The sequence below is a fragment of the Pilibacter termitis genome (assembly GCF_900167335.1).
GTDB lineage: Bacteria > Bacillota > Bacilli > Lactobacillales > Streptococcaceae > Pilibacter > Pilibacter termitis.
This window is the reverse complement of record NZ_FUXI01000025.1, coordinates 1-16473: the sequence shown is the minus strand read 5'-3', so window position 1 is coordinate 16473 and position 16473 is coordinate 1. Positions and strand designations below refer to the sequence as shown.

The window sequence follows — 16473 nt, the reverse complement described above, 5'->3', positions numbered from 1 at the left end:
TTCTTAGTTTTATATCTTATCTTCTTCACAAGGAGAGTTTTCAAACTTACGCTTATCCCAATTCGCTAGTTTTTCATCGCAAAACTAGCGAATTAGGAATAAACTCACCTTAAACTTATTTATTTTCTTTTATAATCTTATCTGTGCCTTCTTGAATTTTCTTCGCTGCTTCAGCAATTGACATTTTTCCTGTAAACGCTTCGTTCAACACTTCACTTTGAAGATTTTCCCATTTGAGTGTTGTAGCATTGAATGGTCTCATCACACCATATTCAAGTTCATCAACAAACACTTGTACTTTAAATTCTGGATAAGATTTCACCCAACCTTCTGCTAATCCTTTATATGCTGGGATTGCTGTTCCTGTTTCAGCTTGAATTTCATTTCCTTTTTTAGAGGCTAAGAACGCAACAAATTTTTTCGCTTCTTCTGGATATTTCGTTTTTGAGAATACAGAATAGCCCAAACCGTTTAATTCAGCCGCTCTAATTTTCCCTTTTGGTAAAACTGCACAATCTGCATTTGCTAATGTATATTCATTGTCCTTGAAAACTCCCGGCATCCATGAACCATGGGTAATCATTGCAACTTTTCCTGATTGAAACATCGTTTGAGGGTCATTTTCGGCTAACTGTGCCAAAGTTGGCGATACTTTTTCTTTGTTAATCAAATCACTATAAAATTGCAACGCTTCAATTGTATTCGGATTATCGAAAGTTGACTTGTCTTGAGCTTCATTTAAAACTGTTCCTTCATTTTGGAAAATGAAATTGTTATAGCCGTCTTGCAAATTATTTGGTGCGGCAAAACCATAAATTCCTTTGTCTTTATTCGTCAATTTCTTCGCTACATCAACAAATGTTTCCCATGTCCATGTATCATCAGGATAAGCAACACCTGCTGCATCAAAAATTTCCTTGTTATACCAAAGTGCAACTGTACTTACATCTTTTGGAATCCCATATTGACTATCTTTGTAAGTGAAAAGCCCGGGCGTTCCTTCATAGTAATCATCAAGTTTAACATCACCGTTTTTGATTAAGTCATCCAAATTAAGAAGTACACCATTTGACATATATTTATAAGACTCATTTGAGTGCATTGTAATAATGTCTGCTGCTGTTCCACCCGTTGCAGCGGCTTCTAACTTCGTCCAATATTGATCCCAAGGCGTAATTTCAACCTTTACATGAACATTTGGATTTTCCTTTTCAAAGGCTTCTGCTATTTTTTTCATTCCCGGTGCCTCAAAGTTATCCCAAACCGTCATCTTCAATGTAACGTCCTTGGAGTCGCTTCCATTTTTACTTTCACTTTTAGACCCACACCCTCCTAGTGCCAAAAGCGACGCGGCAACTGCACCTACTGTTAACCATTTTTTGAATTTCATTTTACTACCTCCGATATATTTTTTTGTTAAGGAAACCTTTTCCTTACTTACAAAACAGACACTAATGTTTACTTATTTTTTTGTCAAGCACTTTTTTAAAATTTTTTTCAACAAGTAAAAACCCTTTCATTAAAACGATTTCAATGCTATAATAAAAAGAAATCATTTGAAAAAGAGTACATTTTTCGAGAAATCGAGGTAGAAAACTATGGTAAACATTCGTGACATTGCAGCAAAATCTAACGTTTCTCCGGGAACTGTTTCCCGTGTTTTAAACAATGACCCAACACTATCTATCAATGAAAAAACCCGTGAACGCATTCACCAAACTTGTCGAGAGCTAAATTACGTTCCTAGAAAATACCGTGGACGTAATAAAGGAAATTGCGTTGGCATTATTTCAGCTATTTCACGCAAAATTGAATCAGATGATAGCTATTATCGTCAAATTAGAGAGAAAATAGCTCAAGCATTAAAAGCACAGGAGTATTGTGTAGACTTTATGATTTTTCTCCCCTACTTAGAAGATAATTGGGAGAGAGTGAAACAAGTGGATTGTGTAGTGGTTATTGGCTTTATCAAACACAGTATCCACGAGAAAATTCACCAGCTAAATCCCAATTTGATTATTGTCGATGATTATAATTGCTCAGACAAATTTTCTTCGGTTTCAATGAATTTATATCAGGAAACCATTTCTATGCTTGATTACGCTGCTCAACTTGGGCATCGCAATATCGCTTTTATTTCAGGTATAAATGCACGCTTGGGAATCAAAAACGAACGAGTAATGGACATTTTAGGTGAGCGAGAACGAGCGTATGATGAATGGATGACGGCACATCATTTGGAAAAATATAAACAACTTTTTATCGGTGAAGGGTGGTATGCTCAATCGGGATACGAGGAGGCAAGTAAGTTATTAGCAACTGCAAATCCTCGTCCTACCCTCATTATCTCAGCCTCTGATGTATTGGCACTAGGTATCGTCCGAAAACTTACAGAAGAAAATATTTCACTTCCTGATGAACTTTCAATTTGTAGCTTTGACGATTTAGAAGTTACTAGTTATCTTACACCGTCACTTACTACTTTACGCATTGACATTGACCAAATGGTCCATTGGGTAATAGAGCTTTGCAAGGAAGTCATCAGTGAAAAGAATTTTATGCCTACACGAATCGTATTATCTGGGAAATTAATTTTACGAGAAAGTTTACAAGCTATCGAGGAAGTGGATATTCAAAAAAATTAATTATAAAAAACGATAAAAGAAGATAGATTGCAGCCGATTCATTGAAAAATAGTAAGAAAAAGTATGGTTAAAGGCAACCTCTAAAAAACTCACGCTTAGCCAAAATTGATAGTTTTCCGATTTTCTTTGTCAATTTCCTCGAAAAACAAAAAACTATCTAATTTGGTCTTAATCGGAGTTTTTAGAGATGCCCATATTTCAAAATAAGAAAACCACCTAGAAAACTAAGTGGTTTTTCTCTCTCTACTCCCCCAAAAAATACCCGCTCCCCTTATCCAACTCAAATGTTTTCTCCACCCCGCTCGTTTTGTATATTTTATCATCTTTCGTCACGAAAACAGCCTCTACCCCTTTGTGAGATTCGATATATTTCATGCCTTCACTCAACCCTAGAGCGAAAACGGTCGTAGAAAGCCCGTCGCCGTCAATTGATTTTTCAGAAACGATTGTCACACCTGCTAATTCATTATCAAACGGATACCCTGTTTTTGGATTCATGATGTGATGATAAACTTCTCCATTCACTTTTAAATACCGCTCGTAAATACCGCTCGTCACAAATGAAGCGTTCACCCCCAAAAGCGTGCCTACCTCAGTGTTTCTCGCTTTGTTCGGGTCTTGAATGCCGACCGTCCACGGTATGTCCGCACCGCGATAGGAATGTCCGAGAACAAATACATTGCCTCCCAAGTCTACAATCGCTGTGGTAACCCCATTTTTTTGCAGAAATTCCACTACTTTATCGGTGATAAACCCTTTTGCTATCGCACCTAAATCAAGTTTCATGCCCTCTTTTTTTAGAAAAACAGAGTGTTTTTGCTCGTCCAACTCCACGTCTTGATAATTGACGAGTTGCAGTGCTTGGTCAATTTCTGATTGTGTAGGCTTTTGGGCGTCCTCAAAACCGATATGCCAAAGCTGTGTAATCACACCAATCGTCAAATCGAATTTCCCATTGCTTTCCTCAGAATATTCCTTTGCTTTTTTCACCAAATAAAAAATTTCCTCATTTACAACAACCGCTTTTTTTCCACTTGCCTCGTTGATTTTGTCGATTTCACTTTCATTTTGGTCATCATTACTATCAATTTCGTTCCCCAAACGTTTCATCAACTCAAACGCTGGAGTAAGCAAATCTTCTTTTCCTTTGTCAAAAATCCGCACTTGAACATACGTCCCAAGTAAAAACTCTCGTTTTTTATAAGGTTGCTCAACCAAATTCCGACTATCACTCGACTGACTCGCACAAGAAGTCAATACAAACAAAGAAAGCAATAAAATCATTATTCTATTTTTCATCATTTTCCCTCGATTCTGATACTGATTGTTATTATATCAAAGTTTACGAAGAAAAGGCTAGTTCTTTGTGTTTGAAGTAGATTAGGAGAAACGAGTTTTTTCGTAGAGTCTTTCTTTTGCTATATGTTATCTGTGCGACAGTATTTGTCGTTGTGTAAAAAACTATTCATCTCAAGCACTTCTTCTATTCCCAAATATAGGAAAAGATAAAAGCCCTATATCCTACAAAGAAATAAGGCTTTTATCAATACTCAAAACTACAAAAAACTAATCTTTATAAACAACATGATACATATCATTCCCATTGACAAACATTTCTGCTGATTGTTTATCAAAGAACGGTCCTGCGATTGTGTTGCCGAAATTGTCTACTACATACCAATTTCCCACGGGAATTCCTCCTACTTTTATTATTTTGCTATCTCTGCAATCGCTGACTCAATTTTCGGAACCCACTCCTCTATACATCCTTTCAACACCTCCATGGTTTCATCAATACTTTGATAAAACGTTTCGCTGTTCGTATAATCTATTGGAATCCCTTCATGTAGTACATGGAGATTGCTATTAAGTCCTAACAAATTGACTATTTCTTTCTTATTTCTTTTTCCCTCGATGTCTAGTCGAATCAGATAAGATGTTGGGAGTACATTGCCAGTATTTAATAGTTCAAAATGGATAAATGGCAATCCTTCTTTACTCCATTCTTCTTTGAAAAATTGAATATAAGTAGGGTGTTCTGCAACATTCCATTCTTCTTGTTCATCAACTATTGAAAACATTTTTTCCTTAACCAAAGAACGGATATTCTTCGCATTCTCGTATGATTGATGATTGATTGTCGCAATATCTTTTTGGTGTTTTGCCAGAAAACTTGTCCATTCACTAAATTCAAATTGTTCCATAATGATAATATTCTCCTCTATATGTTTTATGAAATCTAATAAAAAGAACGAACCACGCAAATCAGAAATAAAATCTAATGGTATTTTTTTCATTTCCTCAATCAAATCTTCATAATTCACTTCTATAAATTCACTTGTAGCTTTGGACACATTATAGGAAGGTTTCAAAAATATCTTCACAATATTTTTACCTTTTTCCATTTCTTCTAATTCATTTGAATAATCTTCTAGCTGGTTGTCCTGTTTGCCAGAATCAATCTTATTTTCAATTCCGATAATTGTTGTTTCTGATTTAAGCAAAAAATCAATCCTTCGACCATCACTAAAAATATATTCCCGATTCACTTCAAACTCCTGTCCATCAAATTCATAACCAGCTGAGCAAAGCAATGCCTCTACAACTTTAGAATTGTTCCTTAATAGGAAAGCAAACCAATCTGAAATAAAATTTTCAGCCTTTGGTTTTCCAAACACACGTGCTATTGTTTCCGTTTTCGTTTTAACAACACTTTGAGGAATCATCGACAACGTTTCCTCAGCTCTTTCTAATTCGCTCATTTTTATCATTTTACCCTCCATTTCCAAAAAATGAAAACCCTATCCCACCAAAAAACAGGGTTTTCATCAATCGTTCAAACAACACCGTCTTAAGGGCACCTCTAAAAACTCGCACTTATCCTAAATTGCTAGTTTTCCGTTTTTCTTCGTCAATCTCCTCAACCTATGAACCACATAGCTTTCGTCGATTTCCTCGAAAATCGAAAAACTAGCTAATTTAGTCTTAAGCGGAGTTTTTAGAGGCGCCCCTAATCTTTATAAACCACATGATACATATCATTCCCATTGACAAACATTTCTGCTGATTGTTTATCAAAGAATGGTCCTGCGATTGTGTTGCCAAAATTGTCTACTACATACCAATTTCCCATGAAAAAGTCCTCCTCTCTTTCTTGATATAGCAATTTAGAAAGCCTTTACTATAATTTCACCCCTTTTTTCTTTCTCAAAACATCATAAATTTTTAGCTCTCCAAAATGTTTTTGTTTTGAATAGACTAGCCTTTAATGTTTACAAGGTATTGTAAACAATAGCTTGTAAGTTTAGTGTACTAAACTTGGATTTTGTCAAAATTTATGGGCACCTCTAAAAACTCACGCTTATCCAAAATTGCTAGTTTCCCGACTTTCTTCGTCAGTCTCCTCAACCTATGAACCACATAGCTTTCGTCGATTTCCTCGAAAATCGAAAAACTATCTAATTTTGGCTTAACCGGAGTTTTTAGAGGTGCCCATAAATGTTTTGGGTTTCTCGTTTTCAATTTTTACTTTTGAGGCAATCTTAGTTTACACCACTCATGCGACAGTATGTGTCGCAAATTATTTGCTATAATAAATCTATAAAATATTTTTTCAGGAGGGAAAAAAATGATTGGACAGGAAAGAGCAGTTGCTATTTTTTATCGTCTAATGAACGGCGAAAAACTGAACACTTCTGAATTAGCAGAAGAATATGGTGTAGAAACTCGCACGATTCAGCGGATTTTCAAGATGATAACAGAAATGTTGGAAGATGAACATTCTTCTTTGAAGTTGGAGAAAACACGAGGAAAATATCAAATAATTGGCAAAGGTGGTTTTTCCGCTAAACAAGTGCTAACTGTCTGCAAACTTTTGCTTTCAACAAAAATTCTTCAAAAAAACGAGATGAAATTCATTACTCAATCGTTTATTGACCTTTTACATGAAGATGAGCAAAATTTGATTGACAACATTCTTAAAAATGAACTTCATCATTATTCGCCTAATTATAGCAATAAAGAGGAAATAATGGAGAAAATCTGGGAGTGGAGCGAATATATCGACAACAAACAAGCAGTGACTTTCGAGTACCAAACGCTTAACAGAGAAATCAAGCAACACACAGGGTTGCCGCAAGCTATTTATTTTACAGAGGATTATTGTTATCTCTTTATTCATAGCAAAAACCGTGGATATGACTACACTTATAGGCTAGATAGAATCGTTTCTTGTAAGCCGTCCTCAGAAAAAATTACAATTTCTTACGCTGACCGCTTTGAAGAAGGAAAAATTCGCATTGCAGGAAAACAAGTTATGCGAGAAGATACTATCCGAGTCACATTTGAATACGATAATTGGGAAGAATATGTTTTTGACCATTTGCCTAATGTAAAAAAAACAAACAATAATACTTTTGAAACAAAAGGCTCTCCTTTTTCCATAAAAAGCTGGCTATTCAGCCAAGGAGCAAGAGTAAAAGTGCTATCTGGCACACCAAACTTTGTCAATGAATACAAAGAAGAAATCAAAAAAATGTACGAAAAAAATTGCAAGTAGCCAAAAGCGGTTGAGTCAAAATTGCCAACCGCTTTTTGTGTTATTGTTCCAAATAAGGTTGTATCAAATTCCAAAACTGCGTCCCAAAAATAAGTAAAAGACAAAGAAAAATCACGGAAAAAAATAGGGAAATCACTACCCAAGCAATCCAGCATTTAAAGCCAAAGACGATCAATGTTGAAATGCGAACAGTGGAAAGTTGATTGTCTAGCGTGTAATCCACCTCATCTTTTTCTTGGTGAGTATAAACTGGCAATGCCTCTTTCATCTTGTCGCCCTCCTAATTCATACTAATGCTATTATATGCCCAAAAACGCTCGTTTTCCACCGTGTTTTCACAAAAAAGACACAAAATTTTATCTGTCATTTTCAATTTTTATCCTTCGCAATTCAATAAATCTTTAATTTCCAGATAGTTTATGATAAACTAATAAAGTTACGGGGGTGTATGTATTGAAGAAAGCATTTCGAGTGAAAAGTGAGCGAGATTTTCAGAAAATATTTCATGCGAAAAACTCTTGTGCCAATCGAAATTTCGTCTGCTACTCTTTGGAAAAAGGAGAGCAAAAACACTTTCGGGTGGGGATTTCTGTTGGGAAAAGAGTGAGCAAAAAGGCTGTGGTACGAAATGCAATCAAGCGAAAAATTCGTCAGTCTGTTTTTGAATTGAAAGATGAAATCTCACCAACTATGGATTTCATTCTCATCGCACGACCTAGCACGATTAATTTAAACAAGCATGAAATCAAACAAAACATCATCCATGTGTTAAAATTAGCAAATTTAATCAACGAAAAAACAGAAAGGGAAGAACATGTTTAAAAAACGACTCAAGCAATTATCTGTTTCTTTAGGAGCAATTTTCCTACTACTCACGCTTTCTGGCTGTGGCACTAGCACTATTACCGAAAACAGCAGTGGGGGCTGGGACAAATTTGTTTGGATATTTGGTAGCATTATCAAAGCACTTTCTCTCGGTGAAAATGTAGGCGTGGGGATTATCCTGTTTACAATTGTCATTCGGATTATCTTGTTACCACTTATGCATTTTCAAACAAAGTCTATGCGAAAAACGCAAGAACTTCAGCCTGAAGTAAAAAAACTTCAAGCTCAATTTCCCGGAAAAGACCCTGAAAGTCGCCGTCAGCTAAACGAGGCAACGCAACGATTGTACGCAGAAAACAACGTAAATCCGTATATTGGCTGTCTGCCACTTCTCGTGCAAATGCCTGTACTTATGGCTTTGTACCAAGCGATTTCACGGATTGAGGAGCTACATCAAGGACATTTTCTCTGGTTAAACCTTGCTGAAAAAGATCCGTTTCTTATTTTGCCAATCCTTGCCGCACTCTTCACGCTGGCATCTAGTTGGCTCTCTATGAAAGCTTCTGCCGACCAAAACGGTATGACAAAAACCATGACCTACCTTATGCCTGCAATGATTTTCTTCTTTGCTCTAAGTGTAGCAAGTGGCATTTCTCTTTACTGGACAGTCAGCAACGCATTCCAAGTAATCCAAACGTTAATGCTCAACAATCCTTTTAAAATCCAAAAGGAACGTGAAGAAAAAGAACGTGCCGAAAGAGAAAAAGAAAAAGCAAAACGCAAGGCTTTGAAAAAAGCATTGAAGAAAAAATAAATCTCTAAAAACCTCACAAGAAATTAATCTTGCGAGGTTTTTTCGTTCATTTTTTACAATCCTAACGCTTCTTCAAGTTTCTTTATTTGCTCATCTGTGAACACGTCCATATCTTTATAGATTTTCAGTGCCTCTTCGATTTCCTCTTTTGTAAATGATTTCGACTGTTCTTTTAAAATTCCAAGCACTTCGTTAAAGTCTTCTTCTGAAATTTCAGTTGTCTCTTTTGTTGTTTGAGCAGGAGTGCTTACTTTCGCCGTAGCTTTCTCAAGATCCTCTTGGCTGATAATCTCACTTTTTGCTGGAAGTTTGATTGTTTTTTTCTTATCTGATGCCGTTGTATCAATTGTCAGAGCGATTTTCATTGAAGGAATATCGTCTTCTTTTTTCGTCGCTATTTTTATCTTTGTTGTTCCTTTGTGAGATTTTGTATCATAAGACATTTTCACTTCAAACGATTGAAACGATTTTTCTATTGCTTTTGTGTCAACATCTTTGGCATTTTTTGGAAATTCTTTCGCATAATCTTCCATTACTTTGACCATTTCTTTTTTCCCAAAAGTAAGTGTAATCGTATCATCTTTTTTAGTATATGCTTTTTCGTCTAACGCTTTGAACTCTTTATTCATAAATTCTTGAATTTTTTTCTGTTCTTCTGCATTAAATACGTCTTGCGTCGTTTTCTTATCTGGTTGCAAGTTTTCCATTGCATCTTTTGTGCTGATGAATTTTCCTTTGATTGCATTTAAAGCGTCTTTGTCAAGTTTTGACGTTTCACCTGTAAAGCTAGACATAATTTCAAAGACAGATTCGATATAGTCTGTTGAGATATAAGTGTCTTCCCCTTTTCCAATTGCCGTAATCGGAATTTCTTTGCCTAATGCCTTAATTTTCATTTTTGTTTCCGAGGCATTCGTTTTCTCATCTTTTGCTACATCGCCACTTATCGTAATATCTTTCAGCTGAGCGGCAACCATGCTGACGATACTTGCATTTGTATCATCACTTTCTAGCGATAAATCGGTCAATTTCATTTCAAAAGTCGCACTCGCAGCTTTCGTTTGATCATCGTACTCTTTTTGAAACGCCTCTTTATTTCCTGCTCCGCACCCTGCAAGAAGTAGTGTCCCAAGCAAAGTAATTGACCCTAAAACTAATTTTTTCATGTTTTTTCTCCATTCTTTTGTTGTCTGTAAAGTGCTAAATTAGGCAATCTTCTTTTTTAGTATAACATTTTCTACTCTCTTTTTATACAAGAATCGTAGATTTATAAAAAGATTTCAGAACGCAATAAAACAAAAGTGATAATCGTTTTATTCACAAAAATTGTCAATAAAACGATTATCACTTTATAAAAATTCTTGGTTAAATACACCGATATAGGCAAGCGAACGATAACGTTCAGCGTAGTCGATACCATAACCTACGACAAATTCGTCTGGCACAGTGAAACCGACATAATCTGCCTCGATTGCTATTTTTCTACCTTCTGGCTTGTCTAGGAGACTGACGATTTTTACGCTTTTCGCTCCTCTTTCTAAAAGTAATCCTTTTAGATAATGAAGCGTGTTGCCACTATCGACAATATCTTCAACAATCAAAATATCTCGACCGTCAGCACGTGTGGACAAATCCTTGAGAATACGAACTTCACCACTGCTCTGCGTAGCATTTCCATAGCTTGACACATCCATAAAGTCAAGCTCTACATCAATCAAAAGTTCTTTTAGCAAATCTGTCGTGAACATAACCGAACCCTTTAAAATCCCAACAACTAAAGGATAGCTTTCCTTATAATCTGCTGAAATTTCCTGTGCCAATTCACGCACCTTTGCCTCAATTTCTTCACGTGTAAATAAAATTTCCTTTAAATGTGGGTGCATTGTTCTCCTCTTTTCACAATTATCACTATTGAGTCTTGCAAAACTTTTACAAGCCATATCATAGCAAAAAATAGTGAAAAAAACTAGACGTACGCACAAATTTTAAGGTAGCCTAAAACTATTTCTTCCTCGCTTTTCTTTGTCTAGCTGCGAAGTGCTGAAGTCTGGTGGCTGTTCGCAATGCCGCTCGAAACGAAAGTTTCGATGCTAGTCTTTCAAGAATCTTTGATTCTTAGAAAGACTGTATGCGAAACAAAGTGTAGTAGCAAGTAAACGGCATGGCTCACTGCCACAGACTTCAAAACGCACTTCTACGCTTTTCTTTGTCTAACTACGAGAGGCTGGTCTCTTTGCTTTAAACAAATTCGGTGAGGTATTCCATAGTAAGAAAATCACGGTGGTAACAAGGAGTACATTGAGCAAAAAGCTAATGCCATTCCATGTAAATGAGTAGATGAAGGGATTTTGTTCTGGAACAAAGGTTGCCCAGAAAATCATTCCTGCTAAAAAATGACAAAACCACCTTGCCCCCACACCAAGAATTGCCATGCAGAGAATCGTGCAAAATACATTTTTCCCTTTTTTCTCAAAAATACTTTTTGAAAATAAGCCAAATAATCCTGCCATAGTAAAAGCGATTGGATATTCAAGTATTCCTTGGGTGAGATTGAGTATAAATGCTTTGCCAAAAATAATGAGCAACAGCGACCAAATAAAGCCTGACGTCAAACTTGCCCACACCCCTCGGCGAATCCCTAACACCGCAAGTGGTACTAAACCAAGCGAAATGTCAATCAACGCACTGCCAATTTGAAGGGGTATATAACTTAGTGCAAATGAAAAAGCTGTAAGCATTGCAATTTCAGCTAATTCCCCAACGTTCATTTTCCTTGTTTGCATAAAAAAATCCTCCTGTGGTAGTTTTCCACAAGAGAAGTCATAGTATGAGTAATACTCATAATCCGTAAAAAAACGAATTGACCACATCCCAACGCAAGCATTATCTTGTTCTGGTGTTGAGGGTCTAAGCATACGCTAATCTCAGTCCGAATGAACTCCCCTTGTGAATATTATTTAATTTTCGACCAATCATTTTCGATTCGCCATGTTTGTGTAGCTATATTATACACGAGCATGGCAAGAAAGTCTTGTTTATTTTGCTCAAAATTCTCTATATATTTTATCTTGTCTTCCAGTAGAAAAATTGGGATTTTGTATTCTTCTTCACTTTCGCCTTCTTGATGTAAAGAAAACAGTACACCCTCGGTGAAAAGATTGCTCAACTCCTCCACCAAATCATGCGGAATCGTTTGAACCAGCTGTTTTTTATGGAAAAAATTTCGCTTGCTATTTAGCTGTTGAAAAACCATTTGAGTGATTTTTCGAGCAAATATACGGTAAAATTCGTCTAAATGCCGATAATAAATTTGCCCAATCTCTCGTGCGTTCTCAAAATAGACATATTGATTTTTTAATTTGTAGAAAAACGGTGAATGGAGCGAATGTTTTGTATGCCCCAAATAGAGAAGTTCACTTAGCTCGATTTCACTAATCTCTTTGAGCATTTCCACATTTGCCACATCTATCCAACGCAATTCTTTTTCTTCTTTTGATTTTTCATATTGTGAAAAATAATTCGCCACATTTTCCACACCCTTGACAAAATAAAATCCTGTATGGCGATCGTACTCTGTAAACGGCACGTCTTCTCCTGCTAGGAGCAAGATATTTTGCGGTAATTGTGTCAAACCACGTGAAAAATCCTGCAATGAAATACCGCTCGTTGTCACCAAATGATTGGTCGTATCTAATTGTACATATAAATTCATACCTTCCCCACCTCGTATTCTCCCTGATAGTTCTATTTTACCAGACAATTGTCTACTTTTCGGTAATAACGAGGTTACAAAAGTATTACAATTTTCACATTTTCATTTTTTACGTTATAATAAAATCAAAATCATTGAGCAGAGGGTAATCATTATGGCAAGTAGAAAAAACGAACGAAAAAATAAAAAAAAATCGAAGTGGAAAAATCGTATCATTAATTTTTTCCTTCTGTTATTGTTACTCATTGGGTTGGCACTTATCTTTAACGTTCAAATCCGTTATTTTTTGATGAGCTTAAATGGCGGAAAATATGACACGAAACATTTCACTGTCGAACAAATTCAGAAAAATAAAAAGAAAAAGGCGACCTTTGACTATAAAAAAGTAGAACCTGTATCAACGGAGGCGGTGCTTTTCGCTCAGTTTAACACTGCTGATTTGCCAACCATTGGCGAAATCGTGATTCCTGAACTGGATATTCGTCTGCCGATTTTCAAAGGCGTGAGCAATACCGCACTTCTCTACGGTGCTGGCACATTGAAAGAAGATCAAGAAATGGGCAAGGGCAACTACGCTCTGGCAAGTCACCGTGTGGATGATCCAACGCTCCTTTTCTCACCGCTACAACGTGCGGAAAATGGGCAACTTGTCTACCTTACTGATTTGCAAAAAATTTATGAATACAAAATTTTCTCCGTTGAGCGTGTAACACCTGATCATTCGGAAGTTTTAGATGATGTTCCCGGAAAAAAATTAGTGACACTTGTCACTTGTAACGACCCCGGAGCTGTCATGCGTGTAATTGTGCAAGGAGAATTGACGGATGAAAAAGATGTCGCAAACGCTACTCATGCAATGAGAGAGGCAATGAAAGAACATATCAATCAAGGATATTGGTAGAATGAGGTGAAAAATGGAGCAAACGGTTGAACAAGCACTTGTTCGTGTGCTTGCACTACTTGAAAAAAACGAGAATATTTTAGAATACAAAGAGGCAGAGCAATTAATCAACTTGCACCCTCAATTATCAAAATTAGAGCAACAGCTAAAAAATGCCAATCAAAGTGTCGTACAATTTTCACACTATGGCTTGAAAAATGCAGAAGAACAGAAAAAACAAGAGGCAGAGGCATTAAGTGTTACTTTTGAACAAGCACCACTTGTCGCTTTATACCGTGAGCGATTGAGAGACGCCGATGAATTGCTACAAGAAATTTTTTCAAAAATAGAGGAGAGTGTCAATCAAGATGAAAGAGAAAATTAGCCCGGGAATGCAACAATATTTGGATATTAAGGCGAATTATCCAGATGCTTTTTTACTCTTTCGCATGGGAGATTTTTATGAGCTGTTTTACGACGATGCCCTTAAAGCGGGGCAGATTTTGGAGCTGACCGTTACAAGTCGCAACAAAAATGCAGAAAAACCAATTCCTATGGCAGGAGTGCCTTATCATAGTGCAAAAGGTTATATTGATACTTTGGTGGAAAATGGCTACAAAGTGGCAATTGCTGAGCAAATGGAAGACCCTAAGCAAGCAGTTGGTGTGGTGAGACGTGAAGTTGTTCAAGTCATCACACCCGGAACGCAAGTCGCTCAAACGGAAAATGGAAAAGCAGAAAACAACTATATTACCGCTCTTTTTTCCGATACAAGTGGAAAATTTGGTTTTGCCTATGCCGATTTGGCAACTGGAGAATTAAAAGCAACACACCTAGAGAATGAGGAGGCGGTACTAAACGAGGCAAGTGCTTTGCAGACAAAGGAAATGATACTATCTTGTGCCATTTCTGACGAGTTGAAAGACAATTTGACCACTCGCCTGCAGTTGGTTTTCTCCGAGCAAGAAAAAATTCTTGAGCTAGACGAAATAACTCATTTGACTGAAAATCTCAAAGAACCGTTGATGTTGCAAGCAACAAATGCACTGCTGAGTTATCTTCACGCTACGCAAATGCGAAAACTTTCTCATTTAGAAATCGCACAAGTGTATCAGACAAGGCATTTTCTTTCAATGGATCATTTTTCCAAATATAATTTGGAGCTGACAAGCTCTATTCGTACTGGGAAAAAGCATGGAACGCTTTTCTGGCTTTTGGACGAAACCAAAACAGCTATGGGTAGCCGTTTGCTGAAACAATGGATTACTCGCCCGTTGCTTTCTATGGAAAAAATTTTCAATCGACAAAATGGTGTAGAAAGCCTGCTAAATAGCTTTTTTGAGCGTAGTGAAATTCAAGACTCGCTCAAAGGAGTGTATGATTTAGAGCGACTAAGTGGTCGTGTCGCTTTTGGTCACGTAAACGCAAAAGATTTATTACAACTGAAAAATTCTCTCGAACAAATTCCTCGTTTACAGGCGATTTTGGAGAGCATTAATACGGGAGAATGGAATGATTTACTTGCAGAAATGGATGCCTGTCCTGATTTAGTTGACCTTATCCAGCAAGCAATTGATGAAAATGCTCCTGCTTCGATTACCGAAGGAAATATTATCAAAACTGGCTACAATGCAACACTTGATGAATATCGTGAGGCAATGCAAAATGGTTCGAGGTGGATATTAGAGCTTGAGGAAAAAGAGCGAAATGCGACAGGTATTAAGACCTTGCGGATTGATTACAACCGAAAAGATGGTTATTTTTTCCATGTTACCAACTCTAATTTATCCATGATGAAGGAATTTGATTATTTTTACCGAAAAGCAACGCTGAAAAACTCTGAGCGATACGGAACGGAGGAGCTTGCGAAGTTGGAGCGTGTGATTTTGGAGGCGACAGATAAGAGCGTGGACTTGGAATATCAGCTTTTCCTTGACATACGCAAAATCGTTGAGACGCATATCACTCGTTTGAAACGCACGGCTGCTGCTGTGGCAACACTTGATTCTCTGGCATCTCTTGCGACAGTGGCGGAAAACTATTCTTATAAACGTCCGACACTTGTACCAAACGGTCGAACGCTTGAAATCATTGACGGTCGGCACCCTGTGGTAGAAAGAGTGCTAGGAAACAATGAATATATTCCAAATTCAATTAAAATGAATGAGGCAACCAATCTCCTTTTGATCACAGGGCCAAATATGAGCGGGAAATCTACTTATATGCGACAACTCGCTTTGACGGTGATTATGGCACAAATAGGTTCATTCGTGCCTGCGGAGCGTGCGGTGATTCCACTTTTTGATAAGATTTTCACACGTATCGGAGCAAGTGATGACTTGATTAGTGGGCAGTCTACTTTTATGGTAGAGATGATGGAGGCAAATCAAGCACTTCGTCACGCAACCGCTCAAAGTTTGATTCTCTTTGACGAATTGGGGCGTGGTACCGCAACTTATGACGGCATGGCACTTGCACAGGCAATTATCGAGTACATTCATGACAACATTCATGCGAAAACACTTTTTTCTACACATTATCATGAATTAACAGCACTAAGCGACAGTTTAGGGGAGCTGAAAAATGTTCACGTGGGAGCAGTGGAAAAGGACGGTGTCGTGCATTTTCTGCATAAAATGATGGACGGAGCCGCTGATAAGAGCTATGGTATTCACGTTGCAAAAATCGCAGGTTTACCAGTAGACCTTTTAGAACGTGCGGCGAGCATTCTTTCTCATTTGGAAAATAATGAGCAAAAAGAATTGCCAAATAAACCAACCGAAGAAATCGCTCAACTAAGCCTTTTCCAAGAAATTTCAACGGAAGAAATTGGCGTTGTCGATACAATTAAGAAATTAAACTTACTTGAGATGACCCCGCTTGATGCTTTGAATACTTTGTATGAGTTGCAGAAAATGATATGACAAAAAATCCCTTATACTTCTGGCTCTTTGTCAAATCGTGTGGAAAGCATCTATTTTACAAAGCGTACCTAAGAGAGTTGGACATCTTGTCCAGCTCCTCTTTTGCGTCTACCAG

General features: G+C 37.1%; 17 protein-coding genes and 1 riboswitch. Of the genes, 7 read left to right on the top strand and 10 right to left on the bottom strand.

The window, feature by feature from the left end; translation table 11 throughout:
• Window positions 1-115 precede the first annotated feature (115 nt).
• The gene (locus tag B5D30_RS10095; protein ID WP_078807955.1) at window positions 116-1390 is read right to left on the bottom strand and encodes an ABC transporter substrate-binding protein; all 1275 of its coding nucleotides are present in this window, start codon (window positions 1388-1390) and stop codon (window positions 116-118) included.
• Between the two features lie 208 nt (window positions 1391-1598).
• Between B5D30_RS10095 and B5D30_RS10090 the strand changes: the two genes are divergently transcribed.
• A complete protein-coding gene (locus B5D30_RS10090) occupies window positions 1599-2645 on the top strand; it encodes a LacI family DNA-binding transcriptional regulator (RefSeq protein WP_078807954.1) in 1047 nt (348 codons plus the stop codon).
• A 243-nt stretch (window positions 2646-2888) separates the two neighbouring features.
• Here B5D30_RS10090 and B5D30_RS10085 read toward each other — a convergent pair whose 3' ends face one another.
• The 4 genes from B5D30_RS10085 to B5D30_RS14350 all read right to left on the bottom strand — a co-directional run bounded on the left by B5D30_RS10085 (window position 2889) and on the right by B5D30_RS14350 (window position 5778).
• On the bottom strand, window positions 2889-3944 hold the full coding sequence (locus B5D30_RS10085) for an FAD:protein FMN transferase (protein WP_078807953.1): 1056 nt from the start codon (window positions 3942-3944) through the stop codon (window positions 2889-2891).
• Between the two features lie 267 nt (window positions 3945-4211).
• The gene (locus B5D30_RS14355) at window positions 4212-4334 is read right to left on the bottom strand and encodes a hypothetical protein (protein WP_268802118.1); all 123 of its coding nucleotides are present in this window, start codon (window positions 4332-4334) and stop codon (window positions 4212-4214) included.
• Window positions 4335-4354: 20 nt separating this feature from the next.
• The gene (locus tag B5D30_RS10080) at window positions 4355-5416 is read right to left on the bottom strand and encodes a PD-(D/E)XK nuclease family protein (RefSeq protein ID WP_159443291.1); all 1062 of its coding nucleotides are present in this window, start codon (window positions 5414-5416) and stop codon (window positions 4355-4357) included.
• A gap of 239 nt (window positions 5417-5655) precedes the next feature.
• Complete coding sequence (locus B5D30_RS14350; protein ID WP_268802118.1) at window positions 5656-5778, bottom strand: hypothetical protein; 123 nt, start codon at window positions 5776-5778, stop codon at window positions 5656-5658.
• Between the two features lie 495 nt (window positions 5779-6273).
• On the opposite strand from B5D30_RS14350, the gene B5D30_RS10070 reads away from it, so the two are divergent.
• Window positions 6274-7203, top strand: a complete 930-nt coding sequence (locus B5D30_RS10070) for a helix-turn-helix transcriptional regulator (protein ID WP_078807950.1) — start codon at window positions 6274-6276, stop codon at window positions 7201-7203.
• Window positions 7204-7243: 40 nt separating this feature from the next.
• Here the strand turns inward: B5D30_RS10070 and B5D30_RS10065 are convergent, their stop codons facing one another.
• Window positions 7244-7471, bottom strand: a complete 228-nt coding sequence (locus tag B5D30_RS10065; protein WP_078807949.1) for a hypothetical protein — start codon at window positions 7469-7471, stop codon at window positions 7244-7246.
• A 185-nt stretch (window positions 7472-7656) separates the two neighbouring features.
• On the opposite strand from B5D30_RS10065, the gene rnpA reads away from it, so the two are divergent.
• Window positions 7657-8025, top strand: coding sequence for a ribonuclease P protein component (gene rnpA / locus B5D30_RS10060; protein ID WP_078807948.1), 369 nt, complete (start codon window positions 7657-7659; stop codon window positions 8023-8025).
• Entirely contained in the window at window positions 8018-8842 is an 825-nt protein-coding gene (locus tag B5D30_RS10055) for a YidC/Oxa1 family membrane protein insertase (RefSeq protein WP_078807947.1), read from the top strand. The genes rnpA and B5D30_RS10055 overlap by 8 nt, the downstream gene beginning before the upstream one ends.
• A gap of 53 nt (window positions 8843-8895) precedes the next feature.
• On the opposite strand, the gene B5D30_RS10050 is transcribed toward B5D30_RS10055, so the two are convergent.
• From B5D30_RS10050 to B5D30_RS10035, 4 genes are all read right to left on the bottom strand, one after another.
• Window positions 8896-10008, bottom strand: a complete 1113-nt coding sequence (locus B5D30_RS10050) for a hypothetical protein (RefSeq protein WP_078807946.1) — start codon at window positions 10006-10008, stop codon at window positions 8896-8898.
• A gap of 183 nt (window positions 10009-10191) precedes the next feature.
• On the bottom strand, window positions 10192-10725 hold the full coding sequence (hpt, locus tag B5D30_RS10045; protein ID WP_078807945.1) for a hypoxanthine phosphoribosyltransferase: 534 nt from the start codon (window positions 10723-10725) through the stop codon (window positions 10192-10194).
• 327 nt (window positions 10726-11052) lie between these two features.
• The gene (gene thiT, locus B5D30_RS10040; protein ID WP_078807944.1) at window positions 11053-11625 is read right to left on the bottom strand and encodes an energy-coupled thiamine transporter ThiT; all 573 of its coding nucleotides are present in this window, start codon (window positions 11623-11625) and stop codon (window positions 11053-11055) included.
• A 69-nt stretch (window positions 11626-11694) separates the two neighbouring features.
• A riboswitch (TPP riboswitch) is annotated at window positions 11695-11797 on the bottom strand.
• Entirely contained in the window at window positions 11796-12554 is a 759-nt protein-coding gene (locus tag B5D30_RS10035; RefSeq protein WP_078807943.1) for a hypothetical protein, read from the bottom strand. (Overlaps the previous riboswitch by 2 nt.)
• Before the next feature lie 154 nt (window positions 12555-12708).
• On the opposite strand from B5D30_RS10035, the gene B5D30_RS10030 reads away from it, so the two are divergent.
• Genes B5D30_RS10030 through mutS form a run of 3 tightly spaced genes read left to right on the top strand, consistent with a single transcriptional unit; the run spans window position 12709 to window position 16358 of the window.
• Complete coding sequence (locus tag B5D30_RS10030; RefSeq protein WP_078807942.1) at window positions 12709-13455, top strand: class A sortase; 747 nt, start codon at window positions 12709-12711, stop codon at window positions 13453-13455.
• Window positions 13456-13468: 13 nt separating this feature from the next.
• Complete coding sequence (locus B5D30_RS10025; protein ID WP_078807941.1) at window positions 13469-13819, top strand: YlbF family regulator; 351 nt, start codon at window positions 13469-13471, stop codon at window positions 13817-13819.
• Window positions 13797-16358: a DNA mismatch repair protein MutS gene (gene mutS / locus B5D30_RS10020; protein ID WP_144399565.1), complete on the top strand. Its 2562-nt coding sequence runs from the start codon at window positions 13797-13799 to the stop codon at window positions 16356-16358. The genes B5D30_RS10025 and mutS overlap by 23 nt, the downstream gene beginning before the upstream one ends.
• The last annotated feature ends 115 nt before the right edge of the window (window positions 16359-16473 follow it).

Bases quoted from the DNA above. Each gene is read 5' to 3' on its own strand.
- B5D30_RS10050 (WP_078807946.1), bottom strand. From the start codon at position 10,008: ATGAAAAAATTAGTTTTAGGGTCAATTACTTTGCTTGGGACACTACTT.
- B5D30_RS10085 (WP_078807953.1), bottom strand. From the start codon at position 3,944: ATGAAAAATAGAATAATGATTTTATTGCTTTCTTTGTTTGTATTGACT.
- B5D30_RS10080 (WP_159443291.1), bottom strand. From the start codon at position 5,416: ATGATAAAAATGAGCGAATTAGAAAGAGCTGAGGAAACGTTGTCGATG.
- B5D30_RS10095 (WP_078807955.1), bottom strand. From the start codon at position 1,390: ATGAAATTCAAAAAATGGTTAACAGTAGGTGCAGTTGCCGCGTCGCTT.
- B5D30_RS14350 (WP_268802118.1), bottom strand. From the start codon at position 5,778: ATGGGAAATTGGTATGTAGTAGACAATTTTGGCAACACAATCGCAGGA.
- B5D30_RS10025 (WP_078807941.1), top strand. From the start codon at position 13,469: ATGGAGCAAACGGTTGAACAAGCACTTGTTCGTGTGCTTGCACTACTT.
- B5D30_RS10055 (WP_078807947.1), top strand. From the start codon at position 8,018: ATGTTTAAAAAACGACTCAAGCAATTATCTGTTTCTTTAGGAGCAATT.
- thiT (WP_078807944.1), bottom strand. From the start codon at position 11,625: ATGCAAACAAGGAAAATGAACGTTGGGGAATTAGCTGAAATTGCAATG.
- B5D30_RS10030 (WP_078807942.1), top strand. From the start codon at position 12,709: ATGGCAAGTAGAAAAAACGAACGAAAAAATAAAAAAAAATCGAAGTGG.
- B5D30_RS10090 (WP_078807954.1), top strand. From the start codon at position 1,599: ATGGTAAACATTCGTGACATTGCAGCAAAATCTAACGTTTCTCCGGGA.
- B5D30_RS10035 (WP_078807943.1), bottom strand. From the start codon at position 12,554: ATGAATTTATATGTACAATTAGATACGACCAATCATTTGGTGACAACG.
- hpt (WP_078807945.1), bottom strand. From the start codon at position 10,725: ATGCACCCACATTTAAAGGAAATTTTATTTACACGTGAAGAAATTGAG.
- B5D30_RS10070 (WP_078807950.1), top strand. From the start codon at position 6,274: ATGATTGGACAGGAAAGAGCAGTTGCTATTTTTTATCGTCTAATGAAC.
- B5D30_RS10065 (WP_078807949.1), bottom strand. From the start codon at position 7,471: ATGAAAGAGGCATTGCCAGTTTATACTCACCAAGAAAAAGATGAGGTG.